The organism is Aquitalea sp. FG25, from assembly GCF_057809375.1.
On the sequence record NZ_JBMDJV010000021.1, the window covers coordinates 25,356 to 49,283 of the forward strand.

Annotated in this window: 22 protein-coding genes; 14 read left to right on the plus strand and 8 right to left on the minus strand. The window is 60.2% G+C overall.

Annotated elements, in window-relative coordinates:
- Positions 1 to 22: 22 nt before the first annotated feature.
- Both ACODR9_RS17590 and ACODR9_RS17595 read right to left on the minus strand, forming a co-directional pair.
- Positions 23 to 1,141 (minus strand): porin, encoded by a 1,119-nt coding sequence (locus ACODR9_RS17590; RefSeq protein WP_488810783.1) that lies wholly within the window; start codon positions 1,139 to 1,141, stop codon positions 23 to 25.
- Positions 1,142 to 1,561: 420 nt separating this feature from the next.
- Complete coding sequence (locus ACODR9_RS17595; RefSeq protein WP_488810785.1) at positions 1,562 to 1,861, minus strand: BON domain-containing protein; 300 nt, start codon at positions 1,859 to 1,861, stop codon at positions 1,562 to 1,564.
- A 261-nt stretch (positions 1,862 to 2,122) separates the two neighbouring features.
- On the opposite strand from ACODR9_RS17595, the gene mltA reads away from it, so the two are divergent.
- From mltA to ACODR9_RS17615, 4 genes are all read left to right on the plus strand, one after another.
- Positions 2,123 to 3,373: a murein transglycosylase A gene (gene mltA / locus ACODR9_RS17600; protein WP_488810787.1), complete on the plus strand. Its 1,251-nt coding sequence runs from the start codon at positions 2,123 to 2,125 to the stop codon at positions 3,371 to 3,373.
- Between the two features lie 22 nt (positions 3,374 to 3,395).
- A complete protein-coding gene (locus ACODR9_RS17605; RefSeq protein ID WP_488810789.1) occupies positions 3,396 to 4,511 on the plus strand; it encodes an efflux RND transporter periplasmic adaptor subunit in 1,116 nt (371 codons plus the stop codon).
- A gap of 10 nt (positions 4,512 to 4,521) precedes the next feature.
- Positions 4,522 to 7,629 (plus strand): efflux RND transporter permease subunit, encoded by a 3,108-nt coding sequence (locus ACODR9_RS17610; RefSeq protein ID WP_488810791.1) that lies wholly within the window; start codon positions 4,522 to 4,524, stop codon positions 7,627 to 7,629.
- Positions 7,630 to 7,764: 135 nt separating this feature from the next.
- Positions 7,765 to 8,619: a substrate-binding periplasmic protein gene (locus tag ACODR9_RS17615; protein WP_488810793.1), complete on the plus strand. Its 855-nt coding sequence runs from the start codon at positions 7,765 to 7,767 to the stop codon at positions 8,617 to 8,619.
- 40 nt (positions 8,620 to 8,659) lie between these two features.
- Here the strand turns inward: ACODR9_RS17615 and gcvA are convergent, their stop codons facing one another.
- Positions 8,660 to 9,547, minus strand: coding sequence for a transcriptional regulator GcvA (gene gcvA / locus ACODR9_RS17620; RefSeq protein ID WP_488810795.1), 888 nt, complete (start codon positions 9,545 to 9,547; stop codon positions 8,660 to 8,662).
- Positions 9,548 to 9,623: 76 nt separating this feature from the next.
- Between gcvA and ACODR9_RS17625 the strand changes: the two genes are divergently transcribed.
- The 10 genes from ACODR9_RS17625 (at position 9,624) to ACODR9_RS17670 (ending at position 19,250) form a co-directional block, all read left to right on the plus strand.
- Complete coding sequence (locus ACODR9_RS17625; RefSeq protein ID WP_488810797.1) at positions 9,624 to 10,187, plus strand: chromate transporter; 564 nt, start codon at positions 9,624 to 9,626, stop codon at positions 10,185 to 10,187.
- A complete protein-coding gene (locus ACODR9_RS17630; RefSeq protein WP_488810799.1) occupies positions 10,181 to 10,702 on the plus strand; it encodes a chromate transporter in 522 nt (173 codons plus the stop codon). Before ACODR9_RS17625 ends, ACODR9_RS17630 begins: the two co-directional genes overlap by 7 nt.
- A gap of 82 nt (positions 10,703 to 10,784) precedes the next feature.
- Positions 10,785 to 11,786, plus strand: a complete 1,002-nt coding sequence (locus ACODR9_RS17635; RefSeq protein ID WP_488810801.1) for a fatty acid desaturase — start codon at positions 10,785 to 10,787, stop codon at positions 11,784 to 11,786.
- On the plus strand, positions 11,767 to 12,828 hold the full coding sequence (gene hemE, locus ACODR9_RS17640) for a uroporphyrinogen decarboxylase (RefSeq protein WP_488810803.1): 1,062 nt from the start codon (positions 11,767 to 11,769) through the stop codon (positions 12,826 to 12,828). The genes ACODR9_RS17635 and hemE overlap by 20 nt, the downstream gene beginning before the upstream one ends.
- A gap of 492 nt (positions 12,829 to 13,320) precedes the next feature.
- Positions 13,321 to 15,495: a primosomal protein N' gene (locus ACODR9_RS17645; RefSeq protein WP_488810805.1), complete on the plus strand. Its 2,175-nt coding sequence runs from the start codon at positions 13,321 to 13,323 to the stop codon at positions 15,493 to 15,495.
- Entirely contained in the window at positions 15,495 to 16,922 is a 1,428-nt protein-coding gene (gene dacB / locus ACODR9_RS17650; protein WP_488810807.1) for a D-alanyl-D-alanine carboxypeptidase/D-alanyl-D-alanine endopeptidase, read from the plus strand. The genes ACODR9_RS17645 and dacB overlap by 1 nt, the downstream gene beginning before the upstream one ends.
- A gap of 26 nt (positions 16,923 to 16,948) precedes the next feature.
- Positions 16,949 to 17,206, plus strand: a complete 258-nt coding sequence (grxC, locus tag ACODR9_RS17655) for a glutaredoxin 3 (RefSeq protein ID WP_488810809.1) — start codon at positions 16,949 to 16,951, stop codon at positions 17,204 to 17,206.
- Positions 17,207 to 17,343: 137 nt separating this feature from the next.
- Complete coding sequence (secB, locus tag ACODR9_RS17660; protein WP_488810811.1) at positions 17,344 to 17,796, plus strand: protein-export chaperone SecB; 453 nt, start codon at positions 17,344 to 17,346, stop codon at positions 17,794 to 17,796.
- Positions 17,796 to 18,242, plus strand: coding sequence for an SH3 domain-containing protein (locus ACODR9_RS17665; RefSeq protein ID WP_488810813.1), 447 nt, complete (start codon positions 17,796 to 17,798; stop codon positions 18,240 to 18,242). The genes secB and ACODR9_RS17665 overlap by 1 nt, the downstream gene beginning before the upstream one ends.
- Before the next feature lie 3 nt (positions 18,243 to 18,245).
- The gene (locus ACODR9_RS17670) at positions 18,246 to 19,250 is read left to right on the plus strand and encodes an NAD(P)H-dependent glycerol-3-phosphate dehydrogenase (RefSeq protein ID WP_488810814.1); all 1,005 of its coding nucleotides are present in this window, start codon (positions 18,246 to 18,248) and stop codon (positions 19,248 to 19,250) included.
- 87 nt (positions 19,251 to 19,337) lie between these two features.
- On the opposite strand, the gene ACODR9_RS17675 is transcribed toward ACODR9_RS17670, so the two are convergent.
- The 5 genes from ACODR9_RS17675 to accC all read right to left on the minus strand — a co-directional run bounded on the left by ACODR9_RS17675 (position 19,338) and on the right by accC (position 23,833).
- Complete coding sequence (locus ACODR9_RS17675; protein ID WP_488810816.1) at positions 19,338 to 19,568, minus strand: hypothetical protein; 231 nt, start codon at positions 19,566 to 19,568, stop codon at positions 19,338 to 19,340.
- 197 nt (positions 19,569 to 19,765) lie between these two features.
- Positions 19,766 to 20,320 (minus strand): thioredoxin domain-containing protein, encoded by a 555-nt coding sequence (locus ACODR9_RS17680; protein ID WP_488810818.1) that lies wholly within the window; start codon positions 20,318 to 20,320, stop codon positions 19,766 to 19,768.
- Between the two features lie 119 nt (positions 20,321 to 20,439).
- Positions 20,440 to 21,582 carry a DUF3426 domain-containing protein gene (locus ACODR9_RS17685; protein WP_488810820.1) on the minus strand — a complete coding sequence of 381 codons (1,143 nt, stop codon included), beginning with the start codon at positions 21,580 to 21,582 and terminating at the stop codon, positions 20,440 to 20,442.
- Positions 21,579 to 22,475 carry a 50S ribosomal protein L11 methyltransferase gene (gene prmA, locus ACODR9_RS17690; RefSeq protein WP_287880763.1) on the minus strand — a complete coding sequence of 299 codons (897 nt, stop codon included), beginning with the start codon at positions 22,473 to 22,475 and terminating at the stop codon, positions 21,579 to 21,581. The genes ACODR9_RS17685 and prmA overlap by 4 nt, the downstream gene beginning before the upstream one ends.
- Complete coding sequence (gene accC, locus ACODR9_RS17695) at positions 22,475 to 23,833, minus strand: acetyl-CoA carboxylase biotin carboxylase subunit (RefSeq protein ID WP_488810822.1); 1,359 nt, start codon at positions 23,831 to 23,833, stop codon at positions 22,475 to 22,477. The genes prmA and accC overlap by 1 nt, the downstream gene beginning before the upstream one ends.
- Positions 23,834 to 23,928 lie beyond the last annotated feature (95 nt).

Here is a 23,928-nt window from a genome sequence, read left to right on the forward strand (position 1 = left end):
CAGCGCAGGGCTGCCGGGCTGATTAAAAGTCGGTCCGCATCATCATCCAGCCGGTGCTGGCGGTGGAGTCGGCCCAGGCCAGTGCACTTTGGCCGCCTGCATTTTGCCGTACCTGACCATAACCGGCGCTCAGTCTGGTGCGTTTGCTCACAGTGTATTCCACTCCGGCCGCCCATTGATTGGCAGACCAGTTGAGCGACTGTCCATCCATGCGTACCTTGCCACGGTGGGAGTACAGCGCCATGGGCTTGAAGTTGCCCATGCGATAGCCGGCACTGACCGCCACCACCTGGCTGGTGAGCTTGTTGTTGCCGGAGGGCGCAATCCCGCTTTGCTGCCAGATGCCGGGAATCTCGAACTCATCGCTGTTGTCTTTGTTTTTGTGGGCGTTACCGTATAGCCGTACTTTCTGCAGCGTGGCGGCCAGCTCCAGTTGTTCCAGCTGTATTCCCGCTTCCAGGCGCTGAATGGTGCTGTTATTGCGATCTATCGCATTCAGCCGGGTCATCAAGGCGTAGTTGATAAAGTAGCCATTGTTGGCATAGCCCAGCCGCAGTCCCCAGGTTTCCCCTGCCTTGCGTCCGCCGTCGTCAGCCTCCCCGGCGCCGTACTGCAGTACCGCCTCCATGCCCAGAATGCGCGGGCTGTCGTAGCGCAGGCTGTTTTTGGAGCGGCTGTCGCCGTAATTGTGGCTGCCAAAGATATCGCGTGCCTCATACAGCGGATAGGCAATGCCGCTGGATGCTTCGCGGCGTGGGCTGGAAAAGATATCGGTTGCCTCGGTATTGGTGAGCACGTCGTCGATAAAGCCGGCGCGCAGCTTACCCCAACTGCCCTGCAAACCGACAAAGCTCATGCGGTTGGCCAAGGTACCACTGCCACTCCCTCCGGTTGCCACGCCATCCATGGCAATTCCGGTTTCCACTTGCCAGATGGCCTGCAATTGCCCATCCAGGGTTTCTTCTCCCTTGAAGCCGATGCGGCTGCTGAAGTCATCTATACCTGTGGTGCGGTGAAAGCGGGTGTCTGTGCTCTTCATGCTGTCCACCCCCACACGCAGGCTGCCATAGAGGCTGACTTCTGCCGCAGCCATGACGGGAAACGCGCAAAGCAGGCAGGCTGCTACTGTGCGGATTTTCATGAATACTCCTGATGATTGACGGTAAAAGGCTGGGCCGCACAGTCCGGCGGTCAGCGCGGAGCAGAGTGTGCAAACGGTGGTGAATGGGGTCAATGCATCAGGGTGTGGTGATTCAAAGCGCGATATTGACGATATCTGGTGCTTATTTTGGTTTATTTTCTTTTAATTACGGGCAAAATGAGCAGCTTGCGCATGTGTTGGCATGAGGGGTGATGCTGGTGTGCTGTACCGATTGCCGGGGGTAAGCTGCAAGGCGCTGCAGGTGGTGGGAACTGGCGTGATGTTTGCGGGATAGCGCCGGAGGAAATCTGCTGCAAATCCTGACATCGGAGTGAATTTTCAGAGCCGACTGGCAAATGAAAACGCCCCCATCTGCTGGAGGCGTATAGACAGCAAGCAGTCCGCTGACGGACTGCAGAATCACATATTCATATTGTTAATGACAAACTTCACGCCCGGTACTTTTTCGGCAATCACGCCGGCTTTGTACATTTGCTGGTCGTCGGTCATCTTGCCGTCAATGGTCACTTCCTGCTTCTTGCTGACTACGTGCAGATCGAGGGTTTTCAGCTCCGGATCGGCATCCAGTGCATTCTTGACGTTGCTGGCCAGTTGTTCATCGCTGACCGGAGCATCTTCGGCATGTGCCAGCAGGGCGCTGCCACCGATAGAGAGGGCCAGGGTTGCAAACAGGGCAGAACGGGCAAAAAGGCGTTTCATGAAGTATCTCCTTGTTTCAAGCAGCGTGATGGCCTGGCCGACCATTGCGATGGTGCGCCAGTAGACTGTGTTGTGCTGGCCATGTTAGCCAGCTTTGTTTGCAGTTTTGTTGCGGCTCGATGAAAAGTGACGGCAGCCGAACCTGTTGTGGATAGCGTGGTCCCATCGCGCAGAGCGCCGTGCAGCCGGAAGTCCCGCGCGGTAACATGAGCGGCTGATGTTCCCGGCCTGTTTTCCCACCTATTTATTGATGTTGCTGCCATGTTGAAACGTTTGTTGTTGTCCCTGCCGCTGTTGTGGCTTGCGGCCTGTTCTACTACGTATACCCCGCCGCTGTCTGGCGGTAGCAGCCAGCTTAGTCCAGCTACCCTGCCAGCCTGGCAGCAGCAGAAAATGGGCGATACCCTGCTGGCACTGCAGCAAAGCTGCAAGGCCCTGGCGCGCAAGGCCGCCTGGCAGTCGGTGTGTGCTGATGCTGCCCGCATGCCGGCAGACGACGCGGTACAGGTGCGCCAGTTCTTCGAAAGCCGCTTTAATGCGTGGCCAGTGCATGATGGCAGCAATAGCAGCGGCCTGATTACCGGTTATTACGAACCGCTGCTCAACGGTAGCCGCACGCGCAGTGAGCGCACGCCCTGGCCGGTTTATGGTGTACCGGCGGATTTGCTGGTTCTGGATTATCCGGCAGCTGTGCGCGGCAGCAGTGTGCTGGTGGCGCGCCGTGTCGGCAGCAACCGCCTGCAGCTGCTGGCAGGCAAGACCGTGGCCGGTGCTGGCGAAGTGGAAATCCACCCGGCTGATTTTCCGGCAGACGCACGCAGCGGAAAACTGAAGGGACGTTTGTCCGGCAACCGTCTGCTGCCGTATTACACACGAGCCGAAATTGCCCAGGGCAAGGGGGTGTCCAGTGCGCCGATATTGGCCTGGGTGGAAGACCCGGTCGAACTGTTCTTCCTGCAGGTGCAAGGTTCGGGGCGTATTCAGCTGGAAGATGGCAGTTTTCTGCATGTCGGTTATGCAGAGCAGAACGGCTACAACTACCAATCCATTGGCAAATGGCTGGTGGACAAGGGTGAGATGCCCCTGTCAGCCGCATCCATGCAGGGTATCCAGGCCTGGATCAAGGCCAATCCGGGACGACAGCAGGAGCTGTTTGCCGTCAACCCCAGCTATGTCTTCTTCAAAGCCTTGCCGGGTGGCGACAGCGGACCGGCGGGGGCGCTGGGAGTACCGTTGACCGGGGGCTACAGCATTGCCGTCGACCCCCGCTACATTCCGCTGGGAACCCCCGTCTATCTGGCCACCACCTGGCCGCTGTCCCAGCAGCCGCTTACCCGGCTGGTTCACGCCCAGGATACGGGCAGCGCCATTCGTGGTGCGGTACGGGCCGACCTGTTTTGGGGCTATGGCAGCGAGGCGGGCATGTATGCCGGCAAGATGAAGCAAAGCGGCAGCCTGTGGATGCTGCTGCCAAGAGGGGTGACGCCATCCATGGCGGCTGCACCGCAATAATCAGGGACGGAACCAGAAAAACATGAAGGCAAGCTGGCTGGGCTGGGGAATCGTGCTGGGGGGATTGGCTGCCTGTGGTGGTGGACATGAGGACCTTGCGGGCAGCAAGGAGGCGGCATCTGCCGTGGCCGCACAAACGCCGACCCGTGCACTCTCACGCGCCGATATCGAAGTGGCTGTGCGGGGAAATCTGCGCGATACCCTGCCGTTTACCGGCACATTGGCTGCGCTCAAGAGCAGCAGCATTGCCGCCGAGGTGGAGGCCCGTGTACGCGATGTGCTGGTGCGCGAGGGCGAGGTTGTGCGTCAGGGCCAGGAACTGGCGCGGCTGGATTCGGAATCGCTGGATCAGTCGGTCAGCGAGCAGCAGGCTCAGCTGGCTGGCAACCAGTCACGGCTGAAACTGGCACGTATCAAGCTGGACAAGCAGCATGAGCTGCTGCAGAAGGGTTTTATCTCGCAACTGGCCTATGACGAGGCTGAAAGCGAATACACCGTCCGCCAGGGCGAGCTGCAGGCACAAAGCAGCCAACTGGCCCGCGCCCGCCGCTTGCAGGCGGATAGTGTGGTACGCGCCCCGATTGCTGGTGTGGTGTACGAGCGCAAGATCAACCCCGGTGAAATCGCCGCCAAGAATGCACGGCTGTTTTCCATTGCGGACCTGGGGGTGCTAGAGCTCAGTGCCAGCGTGCCGTCACAGTGGATTGGCCGTATCAAACCCGGCCAGCAGGCACGATTCAGCGTGGAAGGGTTGCCGGACGAGTCGACGGGTGAGGTGGTGCGGGTCAATCCGGTGGCACAAAGCGGTACCCGCAGCTTTCTCATTTATATCCGGGTGAATAATGCCGATGGCCGCCTCAAGGCCGGGCAGTTTGCCAAGGGCGGCGTGGTGCTACGCGAACTTGCCGGCCAGGTGGTGTTGCCGCAAACAGCGGTACAGGATCTGCAGGGGCAACCCTGGGTGATGCTGGTGACGCAGGGGCGGCTTAAACATCAGCCGGTAAAGGTGCTGCTGTGGTCGCAGAGCGAGCGCAAGTTGGCCGTGGCGGGGTTGAATCCCGGCCAGCTGGTGTTGGCAGCACCCTTGTTGGGCGTGGCTAGCGGCGATGCCGTCACCCTGCCCGCCGAACTGAAATGAGGGGCCCGGCATGTGGTTGACCCGTGTCAGCGTGCGTAACCCCTATTTTGCTACAGTCCTGATGCTGGCCTTGCTGGTGCTGGGCATGTTTGCCTGGTCGCGCCTGCCGGTGGAAGAGTTGCCGGATATTCGCTTCCCGGTGGCGGTGGTCACTACCCATTACAGCGGTGCCTCGCCCGAGGTGGTGGAAAGTGAAGTCACCCGTCCGCTGGAAGAGGCCATCAATACCATCAATGGCATCAAGCATATTCGCTCCTATTCGTTTGAAGGCAGTTCCACCATCGTGGTGGAATTTGCCCTGACGGTGGACCCGGCGGTGGCGGTACAGGATGTGCGCGACCGCGTGGGCGGCGTGCAAGGGCGTTTTCGGCGCGAAATCGATACCCCGTCGGTATCGCAGTTCAATCCCAACGACCAGCCGTTATTGTCCATCAGCTTTAGTTCCAGCCAGGTGTCCCAGCGCACCCTCACCACCTGGCTGGAAAACACTCTGAAAAAGCGGCTGCAGATGGTTACCGGGGTAGGCGAGGCCAAGGTGGTGGGCGGGCTCAAGCGGCAGATCCGTATTGATGTCGACCCCTACCGGTTGGAGTCCAGCGGCCTTTCCCTGCAGGAAGTCGCTGATGCCATCCGCGCGGGTAACCGCGACTACCCGGCCGGTGCGGTCAGCAGTGCCAGCAATGAACTGAATGTGCGGGTAAGCGGCAAGCTCAAATCGCCGGAAGACTTTGCCAACCTGGTGACCGGCTATCGCAATGGCAGCACCATCCGTCTGTCGGATGTGGCCACGGTGAGCGATGCCGAGGCCGAAGCGTCCAGCATGACGCTGATCGACGGCAAGCCGGGCGTGGGCATTGATATCCGCGCGGCGCGTGGTGCCAATGTGGTGGAAGTGGCCGATGGCGTTAAGCAGCTTATCCAGGCCATGCAAGAGCGCATGCCGGCTGGCACGCATGTGCATATCAGTTATGACAAGTCGGATGACGTCAAGAAATCGCTGGCCAATGTGGAAGCCACCTTGCTGGAGGGGGCGGGCCTGACGGTGCTGATCGTATTCCTGTTTTTGGGCAGCTGGCGCAGCACCGTGATTACAGGTCTTACCCTGCCGGTGGCCTTGATCGGCACCCTGTTTGCCCTACAGGCGCTAGGCTTTACCCTGAATCTGATGACGCTGATGGCCTTGTCGCTGTCCATCGGTTTGCTCATCGACGATGCCATCGTGGTGCGGGAAAACATCGTGCGCCATCGTCAACTGGGCAAGAGCCATTACCAGGCGGCGCTGGATGGCACCAACGAAATCGGCCTGGCCGTGCTGGCCACCACGCTGACGGTCGTGGCGGTGTTTCTGCCGGTAGGCTTCATGAGCGGCATCATTGGTAAGTTCTTTCACCAGTTTGGCCTTACCGTCACCGTGGCCGTGCTGATCTCCATGCTGGTCAGCTTTACGCTAGACCCGATGCTGTCGTCGATCTGGCCAGATCCGCACCAGCATGGCGATACACATCGTGGCCCGCTGGGCAAATGCCTGGATTGGTTCGAAAGCTCGCTGGATCGCATGGCCGAACACTATGTGCGCGGCATCCGCTGGGCCTTGTCCCATCGCAAGACCGTGCTACTGGCGGCCTTGTTGCTGCTGCTGGGTAGTTTTCTGCTGGTGCCGCGTATTGGTGGTGAATTCATGCCGCGCCAGGACAAGGGCAAGTTTGCCCTAAGCTACAAGACTGCGCCGGGTTCCTCGCTGGATTACACCGCCGGTAAAGGGCGTGAGCTGGAAGCCCTGCTGCGCCAGTTACCCGCCGTGCGTTCCATTCAGTTGACTGCAGGCAGCAGCAGTTTCAGCGCCAGCAAGACTGACGGCCAGTTGCTGGTGGATCTGGGTAGTAAAACCAGCCGTAGCCACAGCCTGTTCAGCGTGATGCAGCAGGCGCGTCGCCTGGCCAGCCAGGTGGCCGGGGTGGAAATCGTGTCGGTTGAGGAAATGGGCAAGGAAGGGCCGGGTGGCAAACCCATCAATATCGGCCTGCGCGGCAGCAATCTTAGCGAGCTGAACAGTGCGGCCACCATGCTGATTGGCCAGTTGGCCAAGGTCAAAGGCGTGGGTGATTTGCAAAGCAGCCTGTCCGATGCCGACCCGGCCATCAAGCTGGAGGTGCGACGTGATGCCGCTGCCAGCCTGGGGGTGGATCTCAACCGGGTGGGCAGCACGCTTTCACAATTGCTGGCTGGTGATGTGGTGGGCAGTTGGGAAGCGCCGGATGGCGAAAACTACGATGTGCTGCTGCAAGTGCCGCGCAGCGAACGGCGCAACGAGCTGCTGGACATCATCACGGTGGCGGGCCGGGCCGATGCCAATGGTGCGGCCAGCATGGTGCCGCTGTCCACGGTAACACGGCTTAGCCCAGGGCTCAGTCCGCGCCAGATCGACCGGGTAGACCTGCTGCGCCAGGTCACGGTAACCGGCAATATTGCCGGGCGTGATGCCGGCTCGGTGTTTGCCGATATCAGCAAGATCACCAGCGCGCTCAAGCTGCCACCAGGGGTAGTGCTGGCCGAGGAGGGCGAGCGCCGCGATATGGAAGAATCACTGGGCTATGCGGTGCAGGCGCTGGCCATGGGCGTCATCTTCATCTACATGATTCTGGCGGCACAGTTTCGCAGTTTCACCCTGCCGCTGGCCATCATGGTGGCCTTGCCGCTGGCTTTTGTTGGCGTGTTTATCGCGCTGTGGCTGTGTGGTTCCACTCTCAATATGTTCTCGGTCATCGGCATCATCATGCTGATGGGACTGGCGGCCAAAAACGGTATTTTGCTGGTGGATTTCATCAATCAGTCACGCCGCGAAGGCATGGCACGCAGTGAGGCCATCGTGGCGGCAGGGCGGGTGCGCCTGCGCCCCATCATGATGACCAGCCTGGCCATGATCTTTGGCATGCTGCCCATGGCCATCGGTGGCAGCGAAGGCGCGGAAACCCGTGCGCCAATGGCGCATGCCATCATCGGCGGCATGGTCAGCTCCACCTTGCTTACCCTGATTGTTCTGCCGGTGGTTTACAGCTATCTGGATAGCCTGCGGCAATGGCTGCGCCAGCGCCTGGGGGTGGTAAAAGCCAGCGGCTGAGGGGGAAGGAGGGACTGGCTGTTTGGTCAGTTTGGCTCAGGTGAAGGTTTCTATACTGAAACCTTCATTCAGCCAGAACCATTTAGCCTGTCTCAGCCGGATTTCCATCCCTGGCTGGCGGGCAGGGAGATTCCGATGCGTAAGCTGCTTGCCGCATTTCTGCTGTCCTTGTTGCTGGCCCAGCCGGGCCAGGCTGATGTCGCGCGACAGCTTGTGCGTTATGCACAGGTATCCGGTCAGGAAGACCCTCACCTGCGTTATATGCTGGCCTTGCTGCAGTTGGCATGTGATGAAATCAGGCTGCGCTGTCAGTTGCAGGCCGCCAATGCCATGAACCAGTCCCGTGCATTGGTGCAGCTGAGCAAGCCCGATGGCGGTATTGACCTGTTCTGGGGCATGACCAGCAGGGAGCGGGAACAGCAGGTTTTGCCTATCCGCATTCCGCTGGACAAGGGCTTGCTGGGCTGGCGGGTGGCGCTGGTCAATGCCGCTACCCCAGACCGGCTCGCCGGCATTACCAATGTCCGCCAGCTTGCCGGCCTGCTGGCAGGACAAGTGGCCGATTGGCCGGATACCGCCATCTTGCGTCATGCCGGCCTGAAGGTATTGACCAGTCAGGATTATGGCAATCTGTTTCCCATGCTGCAGCGCAATCGCTTTGACTATTTTCCGCGCAGTGTGATTGAAGTGCAGATCGAAGCCCGCCAGGCCCAGGCCAAGGGGCTGGTGATTGATAGCCATCTGGTATTGCACTACCCGACCGCCATGTATTTCTTTGTCAGTCCGCAACGGCCCCAGTTGGCGCAAGCACTGGAAAAAGGCCTGCGCCTGGCATTGCATGATGGCCGCTTCAACCAGTTGTTCCAGCGTTATAACGGCCAAATGCTTATCCAGCTGGCGCTGGCAAAGCGGCGTGAAATCCGCTTGGACAACCCGTTGCTGCCAGCGGCCACACCGTTGCAGGATGCTGCGCTGTGGTATCAACCCTGAGTGTCATCTGGCAGCCATTCCCTTCGGGCCTGCTGCCGGTCTAGTGCTGCGCGCCTTCCTCCTCCAGCCACTGGCAGAAGGCCGTCACCAGTTCATCACCCACCAGTGACTGCGGCACGGCCCAAGAGTAGCCGCGTACTGAAATTTGCGGACCATCCAGCGGGGCTACCAGCTTGCCGCTGGCCAGCTCGCTTTCTATCACCGGCAGCGCCCCCAGCGTGATGCCCAGCCCGTCGACTGCCGCCTGCAGTGCCAGATAGTAATGATCAAAATGCTGGTCTGCCGCCGATTGCAGGCCGGGTACACCGGCGGCTGCCAGCCAGCGCGACCAGGCCACTGGCCGGGTTTCTGCATGCAGAAGGGTGTGGGCGGTCAGGTCGGATGCTTGCCGGATGGGCTGCCGCAGCAGCAGGGCCGGGCTGCACACTGGAATTTCCCGCTCGGTGAGAAAGGCATGGGAGACAAAGCCATGCCAGTGGTCCTTACCACGCCGGATGGCGATATCGAAGTCAGCATTCTGGTTGTTGATGCTGGCATCTGATGTCGCCAGTCGCAGTTCCACCCCCGGATAGCGCAGCTGAAAACGGGTGAGCCTGGGCAGCAGCCAGTGCATGGCCAGGGTGGGGGTGACATTGATGTTGAGCCGTCGCCCCTGCTTGCGTGCAATCAGCTTTTCCGTAGCACCGGCAATACCATCCAGCGCAGCCTGTATGGCCGGGAGATAGGATTGTCCGGCTACAGACAGGCGTACCCGGCGGCCATGGCGTTCAAACAATGCCACACCCAACCAGTCTTCCAATTGCTGGATTTGGCGGCTGATGGCACCGTGCGTCACATACAGGGCTTCGGCAGCAGCGCTGAAACTACCGTGGCGGGCAGCGGATTCAAAGGCTTTCAGTGCATTGAGCGGGGGGAGTCGACGATTCATATTGGTGAGTTAAGCTCACATAGAAAGCCATAAAAACTCGTTTGTTGATTCGGCCTGAGCGGGCTAGGCTTGCAGCATGACTTCATCCCTGATCATTCCAAGTCGCCGTCAGTTGTTCCTGGGCTTTTTCAGCATAGGACTCAGCGGTTTTGGTGGCGTGCTGCCGCTGGCGCATCGCATGCTGGTTCAGCAGCGCCGCTGGCTGAGCGAAGAAGAATTTACCGAGCTGCTGGGCCTGGGGCAGATATTGCCCGGCCCCAATATCGTGAATATGTCCATCGCGATCGGCTCACGTTTTCATGGCGTGGCCGGTGCCTGGCTGGCGGTGGCCGGCCTGATGCTGGCACCGCTGGTCATTGTACTGAGCATGGCGGTGCTGTACGACCATTACCAGAGCCTGCCGGATGTGCAGGGCACGCTGCATGGTCTGGCTTCCACGGCGGCTGGCCTGTTGCTGGCCATGGTGTTGCGGATGGGAGAGAAAATCGAGCATCACGCGCAGGCCCTGCTGACGGCCCTGCTTACCTTCATTGCCGTCGGCGTGCTGCGCTGGCCATTATTGCCGGTGCTGTTGGTGCTGGGGCCCATCTCCATCTGGCTGGCGTACCGTCGCCAGCAACAAGGAGCAAGGTCATGCTGATCCTGCTGTCCTTGCTAGCCAGTTTTTCCCTGTTCTCCCTGATGGCAGTGGGGGGCGCGATCACCCTGATTCCGGAAATGCATTATTACGTGGTGGAAAGCCACCACTGGATGACAGGGCAGGAGTTTGCCGCACTATTTGCCATTGCCCAGGCCGCTCCGGGGCCTAATGTGCTGGTGGTTAGCCTGATCGGCTGGAAGGTGGCCGGGCTGGCCGGGGCGCTGGTGGCTACCGTGGGCATGTGCGGGCCATCTTCCCTGCTGTGTTATTACGTGGCGCGGCTGTGGCAGCGCTTTCACGCTTCACCCTGGCGGCGGGCCATCGAGCGCGGGCTGGCACCGCTGACCATCGGTCTGGTAGCCGGCAGCGCCCTGCTGATGAGCGAGGCGGCTAATCAGCATGTAAGTGGCTGGTTGCTGTGTGCGGCATCCACCCTGCTGGCATGGCGTACGCGGCTGAATCCGCTGTGGCTGCTGGGCGGTGGCGCATTATTGGGGCTGAGCGGCTGGCTTTGATGGGGCGGGGTTGACTGGCGACGTCATCTGCGTTTCATGCAAAAGCCGCAGACTGGGTGCGAACCCGGTTGCCGGAGCGCTGATGCCCATTCCCCGTATTCCCTTGCGCATGAATCTGTTGCTGTTGCTGCTGGCCATGCGGCTGTGGCTGGTGGAGCTGGTGGCAGTGCCGCTGGCCATGGCCTGGCTGCACCCGGCTTATGGCCTGTTGCTGCTGGCCGCGCTGTTGCTCATTCCGCTGCGTTGGCAGCTATTGCACGAAGCGGCCCATGGCCGCTTGCTGCCCACACGGCGCTATAACCGCCTGGCTGGTCGTCTGCTGGCTATCAGCCTGGGCTTGCCCTTTGATGTCTGGCGCCAGGCGCATCAGCTGCATCACCGTTACAGCCGTACTGCGCAGTGCCGGGTGGAGGTGTATGAGCCAGGCGTGGAGCCTGTGCGCCGCCGACAGTTGCTGCTGTGCCTGCGCCTGTGTGGCGGGGCATATCTGCTGGCCTGGGCGGGTAGCCTGCTATTGCTGTGTTACCCGTCTGCCGCCCGTTGGCACTGGCTGGCACGGCGGGTTCCGTTGTGGCCACGTTTGTGTCGCCGCATGCAGGCCAGCGGTCAATTGCAATTGGCGCGGATGGATGCCCTGCTGGCCTGTCTGCTGCCCGGTTTGTCCTTGCTGGTGTACGGCCAGCACCACTGGATGTTGTGGCTGGCCTTGTGGCTGCGCGCCATGCTGATTTCACTGACCGACCATGTCTGCTTTGCCGGACAGCCGCTGGGTTGTGCGCAACAGGCGGCCAATCTGGCGGTGCCGCGCTGGCTTGGCCTGTGCCTGCTCAACAGCCATCTGCGTGGCGTGCACCAGCGCTGGCCCCAGCTGGGCTGGCAGACACTGCCACAGCATTTTGCGGCAGCAGGCTTATCCTGGGATGGTGGTTTTGTCCGGCAGCTGTGTGCCGGACAATGGCGAGCGTTGCCGGCAACCAGTCTGCCGGTAATACCCCTGCGCAAGGCAGGGATGGGTATAATGCCGGCTGACTTTCATTATCCCAGGCTAGCAAGCCGATACCGACATGACCCAGCTCAAGAATGACACCTTCCTGCGTGCGCTCCTGAAGGAGCCGGTTGAATACACCCCCATCTGGATGATGCGCCAGGCCGGTCGCTATCTGCCGGAATACCGTGCCACCCGTGCGCGTGCCGGCAGCTTCATGGGCCTGTGCACCAGCCCTGACTTTGCCACTGAAGTCACCCTGCAGCCGCTGGAGCGTTTTCCGCTGGATGCCGCCATCCTGTTTTCCGACATCCTCACCGTGCCGGACGCCATGGGCCTGGGCCTGTACTTTGCCGAGGGGGAAGGCCCCAAGTTTGAACGTCCGCTACGTGATGAAGCTGCCATCCGCGCCCTCAGCGTACCGGCGCTGGACAAACTGCAATACGTATTCGATGCCGTATCCAGCATCCGCAAGGCGCTGGATGGCCGCGTACCGTTGATCGGCTTTTCCGGCAGCCCGTTCACCCTGGCCTGCTACATGATCGAAGGTGGCGGCTCGGATGACTTCCGCCACGTCAAGGCCATGCTGTACAGCCGCCCTGAATTGCTGCACCACATTCTGGCGGTCAATGCCCAGACCGTAACCGACTACCTGAATGCGCAGATCGATGCCGGTGCCCAAGCGGTGCAGATCTTCGATACCTGGGGCGGTGCGCTCAGCCATGCGGCCTACCAGGAATTCTCACTGGCCTATATGCAGCGTATCGTGGCTGGCCTCAAGCGCGAAGCCGACGGCCGCCGCGTGCCAGTCATCGTGTTCACCAAGAATGGTGGGCAGTGGCTGGAAGACATCGCTGCCATCGGGGCTGATTGTGTGGGGCTGGACTGGACCACAGATATTGGCCTGGCCCGTGCCCGTGTGGGTGAGCAAGTGGCCCTGCAAGGCAATTTCGACCCGAACGCATTGTTTGGCTCCCCGGCCGCCATCGAAGCCGAGGCCGGTCGCATCCTGGCTGCCTATGGCAAGGGATCCGGGCATGTCTTCAATCTGGGCCATGGTATTTCCCAGCATGCCGATCCGGCCCACGCCGCCGCACTGGTTGAAGCTGTACACCGTCTGTCCCGTCAGTATCATCAGTAAGTCAATCAGGCAGACCGGGTGGACATCGCCCGGTCTGTTTGTCATTTGCAACATTAAAACAGCGCTTTCCTGTCTTATTTCAAATTTATTTACCGTTGCAGTCTGATTTTTCCCAGAATTCCCTGAACGATGGGGTGGGGTATTGTGCTGCCATGGGCGTGCTTCTGCAGGAGTGGCCAAAGAAATGCACCCTACTGTCAAAGTGGGTGTTGACAGCAGTAGTGACTGGTGTTCTCAGAGTTATTCACACTGGGAACCTCCTCATCTTCTGCTTGTCAAGCCCAGTGGGCAAAATTAGTGCATTGATGGTAACTTGTTGAAATTAAAGGAAAAATAATTCTGATTAATTTTTGTGCAATCTAATGGAAATGCTGATTTAATGGCCTTTCCATGCCGGGATGGCAAGTTGTGCACAAAGATATCCACAGCTTCTGTGCATAGGTGGCGCAAAGCCTTGTCAGAATTGGGTTTGGTGTAAAGGGAATATTTACCGTGGGTTCTCAGAGAGTTCAGGTGGTGGTCGATCTGCCCCTGTTTGGCGCATTTACCTACCTGTCTCATTTTGATGTCATACCCGGTTCACGGGTGGCGGTTCCCTTTGGCAATCGGCAGCTGTGTGGCGTGGTTGTCACTGGCATACCCCCAGAGGGTTTGTCGGACGCACAGCTCAAACAAGTGGCACAGGTTTTTGATAGTCTGCCGCCCTTGCCGGCAGATTTTCTGGCCATGGTGGAATTTGCTGCGGCCTACTATCACTTTCCGCTGGGACAAACCCTGTTTACCGCACTGCCTACCGGCTTGCGGGACGCACGCGATATCGTGGCTGTCGATGAACGCCCCTTTGCCCTGACCGCGTTTGGTGAGGCCGAGCCGCCGCCTGCCCGGCAGCGCGCCCGGCTGGCCTTGTGGCAGGCATTGGGCGATGGGCCGCTGACACAGGCGCAGGCGCGGCAAGTCACACCGCAGGCGGGCAAGATTCTGGCCGACTGGCTGGCGGAAGAGCGTATCCGACGGGTGAGCCCGGAAATCCAGCCCTTGCAGCTTGGTGCGGCACCCGCACTGAATGAGGAACAACAGGCTGCACTGACTGCACTTACTGTCCAGCCATCTTGTTTCCAGAGCTGGCTTTTGCATGGCATTACCGGCAGCGGCAAAACCGAAGTCTATCTGCAGCGTATTGCGCAAAGTCTGGCTGCCCGCCAGCAGGTGCTGGTGCTGGTGCCGGAAATCAACCTTACCCCGCAGTTGGTGGAACGCTTTATCCAGCGCTTTCCCGCTACCCGGATTGCCGTGCAGCACAGCCAGCTAGCCGATGGCGAGCGCCTGCGCAACTGGCTGGATGCCTGGCAGGGCCGGGCGGATATTGTCATCGGTACCCGGTTATCGGTGTTTACGCCCATGCCACGGCTGGGGTTGATTGTGGTGGACGAGGAGCATGACGGCTCGTTCAAGCAGCAGGATGGCTTGCGCTACCACGCCCGTGATCTGGCCATCTGGCGTGCACGGCAGGCAGGGATTCCCATCATCCTGGGCAGTGCCACGCCCAGTCTGGAAACCGTGGCCAATGTGGAAGCCGGACGCTATCGCCAGCTCAAGCTAAGCCAGCGTGCGCATGGCGCGGCACGCCTGCCCACGGTGCGGCTGGTTGATACCCGTCGCGCCAAACTGACCGAAGGCTTGTCCGAGCCGGTGATCAAGGCCCTGTCGGCTCGACTGGAACGCCGGGAGATGAGCCTGGTGTTCATCAATCGTCGTGGTTTCGCCCCGGTGCTGGCCTGTACCGATTGTGGCTGGACCAGCGGCTGTCCGCGCTGCTCCACCCGGCTGGTGTTGCACCTGCTGGAGCGCAAACTGCGCTGCCACCATTGCGGTTGGGAACAACCCGTGCCGCATGCCTGCCCCGATTGCGGCGCACCGGACATCAAGCCGCTGGGCGAGGGCACGCAGCGGTTGGAATCGGCACTGGGCCGGCTGTTTCCCAGTGCGCGCATCCTGCGTATCGACCGCGATACCACCCAGCGCAAGCAAGCATGGGATGAAATCTATCGCAAGGTGCATGCCGGAGAGGTCGACATGCTGGTCGGCACCCAGATGCTGGCCAAGGGCCACGACTTTGGCACCCTGTCGCTGGTGACGGTGCTGAATTCCGATGGCGGTTTGTATTCCGCCGATTTTCGCGCTTCCGAGCGCTTGTTCGCCCAGCTCAACCAGGTAGCCGGACGTGCAGGCCGGGCCGATGCACCGGGTGAGGTGCTGGTGCAGACGCAATGGGCGGATCATCCGCTGTATCAGGCACTGGTGGCGCATAATTTTGACGGCTTTGCTGCCAGTTTGCTGCAGGAGCGCCGTATGGCGGCCTTCCCCCCGTCGGTTCATCAGGCCCTGCTGCGGGCCGATGCCAGCGAACTGGCGCAGGCCACTGCCTTTCTCACGCAGGTGCGCAGCCAGGTACAGCAACTGGCCGCTGGTGTGTTGATTTCAGGACCAGCCCCGGCCCTGATGGTGCGACTGGCCAACCGTGAACGCGCACAGCTGGTGTTGGAATCGCCAAACCGTCAGGTGCTGCACCGCTTTCTTGATCAATTACCCCCCTTGCTGGATGCGGAAGCCCGCCAGCATGGGCGTGGATTACGCTGGTCGCTGGATGTTGACCCCCAGGAGATGTAATGAAGTCTGTTGCTGCATGGATTGCCTGTTGTCTGAGTGTGGTTTCCCTTCCTGTTCTGGCGCTGGATCTGCATGGCTTGCGGCCGGACGAAGTGGCCATCTGGGCCGCAGCGGTGGAGGGCGGCAGCGAGCTGGCCAGCCTGCGCGCGGATGCTGCAGTCAACCCCGCTTCCACCATGAAACTGATCACCAGCTGGACTGCACTTAATCGGCTCAAACCGGGCTATCGCTGGACGACCCGGCTGGTATCGGCTGCCCCGGTGGAAAACGGCGTCCTCAAGGGCGATCTGGTATGGGTAGGGGCTGGAGACCCGCGTTTTGGCATGGCCAATCTGCAAACCCTGCTGCATGACTTGCGTCTGCGCGGCATACGGCAGATTACCGGCCGCCTGCTGCTGGACAAGAGCGGTTTCAGCAGCATCGGCACGGCGGATCATTTTGGCGGCGATGAAGGCAAATCTTTTACCGTGGAGCCTGATACCCACCTTACCGGCCTGAAAGTGGCCTGGCTACGCTTTTTCAATGATGACAACGGGCCGCGCGTGGTGCTGGATCCCCCCCTGGCTGGGGTTCATCTGCAAGCCCGGCTGGAGAATGGCGGCAGCGCGACGGCAGCCTGCCCGGATGTACGCCAGTGGGTACGCATCGGCCAGCAGGGCAGCCAGGTTGAAGTCAGTGGCAAGTTGCCCGCCGCCTGTGATGGCAGCCAGGCTTATGTAAACGTGCTGGAGCAGAACGATTTTGCCGCGCAAAGCTTCGCTGCGCTGTGGGCTGAGCTGGGTGGCAGCGGCCCGCAGGGCATGGCGCTTGGCAGCGCACCCGCCGGTGCGCGTACGCTGGCGCAATACCAGTCAGAACCGCTGACCGTGGCGCTCAATGACATCAACAAGTACAGCAACAACACCATGGCCCGCACGGTATACCTGACCCTGGGGCGGGAAGATGGCAGCAGTGGCGATACCCCGGCTGATGCGCAGCATGCAGTGCGCCGCCTGCTGGCCGAGCAGCATATCTCCGACGAAGCGCTGGTGCTGGAAAACGGCTGCGGACTGTCCCGGCGCGAACGGGTATCTGCCCGCTTGCTCGGACAGGTATTGCTTAACGCCGCCCGTGGTCCCTATGGCAACGAGTTGCTGGCCACCCTGCCACTGGCCAGCGAAGACGGCACGCTCAAGCGCCGCTTTGCCAGTACCGGCCCGCGTTTGCGCATGAAAACCGGCACGCTGAAGGATGTGAAGGCACTGGCAGGCTACTGGCAGGCTGCCGATGGCCGTCGCCTGGCCATTGTGGCCATCGTCAACAGCCCGCGCGCACTCGCGATGGGGCCGGCGCTGGACGGCATTGTTGCCGATCTCATCCACCGCTTTGACCGCAGTGCGCCAGAGGTCAGCGCGCTACCAGTGCCAGACGCTATAATGCAACCCTGAACCCACCACGCATCAACAGGCTTTTCATGAAACACGTCACCATGTACACCACGGCAGTCTGCCCTTACTGCATCCGCGCCAAGCAATTGCTGGCCAGCAAGGGCGTGAGCGATATCGAGGAAGTCCGCATCGATCTGGACCCGGAAGCCCGCGACCGGATGATGAGCAGCACCGGCCGCCGCACCGTGCCGCAAATTTATATCGGCGACACCCATGTGGGTGGTTGCGACGATCTGGTGGCGCTAAACCAAGCCGGCAAGCTGGAAGTGCTGCTGGCCGATTGACCGGCATCAAGCCCCGTCCGGCAAGGCGGTTAATCCGCTTGCCCCCCACTGGCAGCACGCCGTGCTTTCATGCGATGATGCGTGCTTGATTTCCTGACCAACCGGCCGTTGTCTGACGGCCAAGTGCGAGACAAGACATGAGCGAACAACAAGAGCTGCAACCGGTATTTTCCATCGAAAAAATCTATGTAAAAGATCTGTCCCTGGAAGTGCCGAATGCTCCCCAGGTTTATCTGGAAGCCGCCCAGCCGGAAATCGACATGCAGCTGGCCAGCGAAGGCAAGCAGATTGACGACGGTTTCTTCGAAGTTGCCCTCACCGTAACCGTTACCGCCAAGCTGCCGGAAAAAACCATGTTCCTGTGCGAAGTAACCGAAGCCGGCATCTTCCGCATCGAAAACGTACCGACTGACGATATCGAACCCATTCTGGGCGTTGCCTGCCCGAACATTCTGTTCCCGTATGCCCGCGAAACCGTTTCCAATCTGGTGAACCGCGCTGGCTTCCCGCCGGTACTGCTGTCGCCGATCAACTTTGAGGCGCTGTACATGCAGCAGCGTGCCCAGCAAGCCGAAGCCGGCAACGCCTGATGCTGCGCCGCCTCGTCACTGTCACCGCCATACTGGCCGGGTTGATGTCCCTGCCGGCACAGGCACTGGAGTTCCGTTCGGTCAAGGAAACCGGCGTGGCGCTGTACGAGGCGCCCGCGCTGAGTGCCAAAAAGCTGTTCGTCGTCAGCCGTTATTACCCGGTTGAAGTGCTGTCCAGCCAGAAGGAGTGGTCGCGTGTGCGCGACGCCACCGGCGCTATCGCCTGGATTCCGCTGGCGGCACTTTCCGGCCAGCGCTGGCTGCTGGTAACTGCCGATCAAGCCGTGGTGCGCGACAGCCCGTCCGCTGATGGCAAGCCGCTATTCTCGGTGGCTCGCGACGGCGTGCTGCAATGGCTGGAAGCGCCAAAAGACGGCTGGGTGCGGATCAAACATCGCGACGGCAGTGCTGGCTATGCCCGCATCAGCGACCTGTGGGGTTTGTAAACCATGAAACTGGCCATACTGGGGAGCGGTGCCTGGGGTAGTGCGCTGGCGTTGGCCTTTGCCCGCCATCATGCTGTCAGCTTGTGGGGCAGGGATGCCGCACAGATGGCCGAGCTGGCTGCCGAACGGGTAAACCGTCGCTATTTGCCGGATTGCCCCTTTCCCGATTCCATCACCCTGACAGCAGAATTGCCACGTGCCATTCAGGGTGCTGAACTGATTCTTATCGTCACGCCCATCGCAGGCCTGCGCCCTACACTGCGGGCGCTGACGGCGCTGTCTTCGGAGTTGCCGCCCATCCTGTGGGCCTGCAAGGGCTTTGAAGCCGGTTCCAGCCTGCTGCCACACCAGGTGGTGGCCGAGGAACTGCCGGTCGACCATCCCTGCGGCGTGCTTTCCGGCCCAAGTTTTGCCCGCGAGGTGGCTGAAGGCCTGCCCGCTGCCGTTACCATTGCGGCCGATGATGGCGAGTTTGCCCGCCGTATCGCGCGCGAACTGCACAGCCCCTTGCTGCGCCTGTATGCCAATGATGACCTGGTGGGCGTGGAAGTCGGTGGCGCCGTCAAGAATGTCATGGCCATTGCCACCGGCGTGGCCGATGGCCTGGGCTTTGGTATGAATGCCCGGGCTGCGTTGATTACCCGTGGTCTGGCGGAAATCACCCGCCTGGCCAGCGCGCTGGGTGCCAGCCAGCACACCATGATGGGCCTGGCCGGTATGGGAGACCTGATCCTGACCTGCACCGGCGCCCTGTCGCGTAACCGTCAGGTGGGCCTGAAGCTGGCCGAAGGCAAAACACTGGATGTCATCCTGGCTGAGCTGGGCCATGTTGCCGAGGGGGTAAGCACTGCCCGCGAGGTATTAACCATGGCGGAGCGGCTGGAGGTGGAAATGCCCATTACCGCTGCGGTATGCGGGCTGCTGTACCAAGGAAATGAACCCCACCGCGTGGTGGAGGGCCTGCTCAGTCGAGCACCCAAATCCGAAGGTGGTGGCGTGCTTGAATGATGCGGTGCCGCCATCACGGAAAAAAGCCTCCACTTGGAGGCTTTTTTCATGCCGCCAGTTGTTGCTAGCGGTCTGTCCCGTACAGGATCAGTGCGTGCGCTGGTTTTCACGCAGGCTCTGTGCATCCCAGTAGGCATTGATTTTCTGGATGCGCTGCTGTTCGGCAGCCGGCAGCTTGGCAAAGTCATTCTTGATGGCTTGTTGCTCGGCCTGCCAGGCGTTGACTGTGGCAGCTGCCGGCGGGTTGTTGTCTACATCATGGGCAAATGCTGCGGTGCTGGTGATCAGGCTAATCAGGGCAATGGTCAGGGTTTTCATACTGTATTCCTTACTGAGTGTGGGGACTGCTGTGTTCTACAGCTTGGGTTCAGTATATTGACCATTTATTTTTCAATAAATATCACTTTATTTAATCATTTGTTTACTTATAGTGTTTAATTTAAGGAAACTTCCGGGGCTGCAATTGGTCATTGCAGCCCCGGTATGATGTAAATCTCAACTGCTAGGCAATCGCGTCAATCATCCGGCGTGGCTGGCGTGGTATCCGGCGCACTTTCCGCAGCCAGCAATGCGCTAATCGCGTGCTGGTTGAAGCGCCCGCTGCTGTTGTGCAGGCGTTCAGCATAATGAATGAGGTTATCGCCATCGGCAATCAGGATGGACGGTACGGTATAGCCGCTTAGCGGATAGCCCATGGCCAGAACGCCATACTGTTTGTGGAAATCCCGGCCACGCAACGTGGAGAGCAAGGTTACCCCGGGCAGACCGTGTTCGTGTCGGCAGCGCAGCAGGGAGGATGGGGAGTCCACGCTGATGACAATCACCGACAGTTCCGGCCAGGCCTCCAGAAAACGCCGGGTGTCCTGTAGCAGTGCCATGCCGCCGTGCTCGTTCTCGTCAACCGATAGCAAGGTAATGATGACTTTCGGATTACCACCAAAAGCCTCCAGTGCCACGTCGCGTTTGTGATCGTCCACCAGCATGAAGCTGGGCAGGTGTTGTCCGGTCTGAGGGAATGTGCCTGCAACCGGGATGGTGTCATCACCATAGAGCAATGTGAAATCGTTCATGCTGCCTCCTTATCCTTTCATGGTGGACAGCATGTGGGTAAATACAAGGCAGAATCCGGGATTTCTTGATCAAGGGCGCAAAAAAAGCGGCTAAGGCCGCTTTTTTCACGCCGGGTTGGTTAGGGATAGAACCAGTACAGGCTGTAGCCCATGGCGCGCACTTTGCCGATGTCCAGCCGCATGGTGATCTTCACCTCGCTGTTGGCATTGAAACGCTGCAATTTGAGGTCATCGGCCTTCAGGTATTCCTTGGGTGAAAACACCTTGCGGATCAGCACCTGGTCATCGGCATCCTTCAGCGAGACTTCCAGCATCGGGTAGCTCTGCGCGAAAGCGGCATGGTTCTTCAGGGTGGCGGATAGCTGGATCAGATTGGCATGTTCGGGGACGAAGGCCAGCTCGGACCATTCGGTGCGAACCTGGCTGATATCGCTGGGCCAGGGAACCTTGCAACCGACAATACCGCAGAAAGCTTCCAGTGCCGGACGGGATTCCGGTACTTCAGCTGCAATGCGTGTGCGGTTCAAATAGACGAGCTGACCAGCCAGCACTATGCCGGCGATGATGGCCAGCAAGGCCATGATCACGGTCAGCAAGGGTTTGCGTGGCTTGGCTTCCTGATCGGCAGTGTCTACAGAAAACTCAGGCGCAATCTGCTCCGCTGGTGGTTGCGGCCGGGTAAAGATGGCTTCCGGCGCGGCTGGGGCTGGGGTGACTTCGTCACGATCAGCAGTTTCAGCGGTGCGGCGCGGTTTGCCGAAGACATCGGGCAGATCCGGGGCTTCTTCGTTTTCATCCAGTGCATTGCCATAGGCAGCGGTTGCCGGTGGCGTGCTGTTACGCGTTTTCAATGCTTCAGCCAGTGCGCGCTGGAATTCTTCCGCTTCGCTGCTGGTATCTGTCGCAGTGGTTTCTGGTGTGATATCGGGTGTCGCGATATCCAGGCTGAAACTGTCGGCGGGGCTCTCGCTGGCTGCTATGTGGGGATCGAAATCCGGCAGTTCCAGCTCGAAATCGTCCATCGGGTCGGCGGCCGGTGGCGGACTGGCCGGGGCCGGAGGGGGTGCGGGCTGCGCAATAGCAGCCGGAGCCGGAGCCGGGATTGGCGGCGGCGTAATGGCTTCCGGGCTGACAAAATGCTCGGTGGCGTTGAAAACATGCGAACAGCGCCCGCAGCGGACAAGTCCGTTGGCGGCAGATAGCTGCTTGTCGTTAACCTTGAAACGGGTCTGGCAACTGGGGCACTGTGTCGTATAGCTCATACGCTTGGGCGTCGGGTTCCTGTCAGTCGGGTCCAGCCTTCATCAAACACCGGAGTGTCCATGGTAAACCACTGCGCGTAGATCGCAGACAGTTCGTCGGCTTGTTCGGCAAGAATGCCGGATAGCACGATCTTACCACCGGTTTTGACATGGCTGGCCAGCAGCTGGCCCAGCATGCGCAAGGGGTTGGCCAGGATGTTGGCCAATACCACGTCGTACTGGGCAGCCGGATTGGCGTCCGGCAGGCAGAAAGTGGCGGTCACGTTGTTCTGGTCGGCATTGTCGCGGCTGGAGCGCACGGCCTGTGCATCAATATCCACCCCCACGGCACTGCCTGCACCCAGCTTGAGCGCGGCAATGGCCAGAATGCCGGAGCCGCAGCCGTAGTCGAGCACGCTTTCGCCGCCGGCAATATGCGCATCCAGCCACTGCAGGCACAGCCGCGTGGTGGGATGGCTGCCGGTGCCGAATGCCAGGCCCGGATCAAGTTGCAGGTTGACCGCATCGGGGGCCGGAGCATCGTGCCAGGTCGGGGTGATCCACAGCCGGTCCGAGATGCGGATAGGGTCGAACTGGGATTGGGTAAGTCGCACCCAGTCCTGCTCTTCTACGCGCTCGGTCTTGTAGGCCGGCATGCCCAGCTTGCAGGCATTGCAGGCAGCGGCAATCAGCAGGGCCACGTCGGCATCTTCGGCAAACAGGGTGATGATGCGGCTATGGTTCCACAATTGGTCCACCGGCATGCCGGGCTCGCCAAAGATGGGCTGTTCCAGCTCGGTGCCGGCCAGCGCATCTTCAATGGCGGTAGACAGCGCACCGGCGTCCATCAGGGCATCGGCCAGGCGTTCGGCCACCGCCGAATCGGTATCGATGGTGGCTTGCAGCCAGGCCATTATGCGTCTCCCTTTTTCATCTGCGACAGGCGTTCTTCCAGGTAGTGAATGCTGGTGCTGCCACGCTGGAAGGCGGCATCCATGAACAATTCCTGATGCAGCGGGATATTGGTCTTGATGCCCGAAATGGAGATTTCCGACAGGGCCACGCGCATGCGGGCCATGGCCTGATCGCGGGTGTCACCGTAGGAAATCAGCTTGCCTACCATGGAATCGTAATGCGACGGCACGGTATAGCCCTGATAGATGTGCGAATCGATACGGATGCCAGGACCGCCTGCCGGGTGATAGCTTTCAATCTTGCCCGGGGAGGGAACGAAGGTGAAAGGATCTTCGGCATTGATACGGCATTCCATGGCATGGCCACGCAGCACGATGTCGCTTTGCTTGTAGCGCAGCTTTTCGCCGGCAGCAATGCGGATTTGTTCCTGCACGATGTCCACGCCGGTGATCATTTCCGTCACCGGGTGTTCAACTTGTACACGGGTGTTCATTTCGATGAAGTAGAACTCGCCGTTTTCGAACAGGAATTCAAAAGTACCGGCCCCACGGTAGCCAATGCGGCTGCACGCTTCGGCGCAGGCAGTGCCAATGCGCTGACGCTGCTCGTCGGTAATGCCCGGTGCCGGTGCTTCTTCAATGATTTTCTGGTGACGACGCTGCATGGAGCAATCACGCTCGCCCAGATAGATGGCATTGCCGTATTCGTCGGCCAGGATCTGGATTTCGATATGGCGCGGCTGCTGCAGGTATTTCTCCATGTAGACAGTCGGGTTGCCAAATGCTGCACCAGCTTCGGTACGGGTCATCTGTACCGAATTGATCAGTGCGCCTTCGGTATGTACCACGCGCATGCCGCGACCACCGCCACCGCCAGCAGCCTTGATGATGACCGGGAAGCCAATCTTCTTGGCAATCTTGACGATTTCGGCCGGATCATCCGGCAGCGCACCGGCGGAACCGGGTACGCAGGGTACACCGGCAGCAATCATGGCGTCCTTGGCGGATACCTTGTCGCCCATCAGGCGGATGGTGTCCGGGCGCGGGCCAATGAAGACAAAGCCGGACTGTTCCACGCGCTCGGCGAAGTCAGCATTTTCCGACAGAAAACCGTAACCCGGGTGGATGGCCTGAGCATCGGTCACTTCGGCAGCGGCAATCAGCGCCGGTACGTTCAGGTAGCTCTTGACCGACGGAGCAGGGCCAATGCAGACCGATTCGTCGGCCAGCTTGACGTATTTGGCTTCACGGTCGGCTTCGGAATGCACGACCACGGTCTTGATGCCCATTTCGCGGCAGGCACGCTGGATGCGCAGGGCGATTTCGCCGCGGTTTGCAATCAGGATTTTTTCAAACATGGTAGGGACGTCCGTTGGGTGGCGCGTCAAACGACAGGGGCAGCGACGCATTGTCGTGCCCCTGTCATCTCTGGCGTCTATTAGCGAGGCAGAGA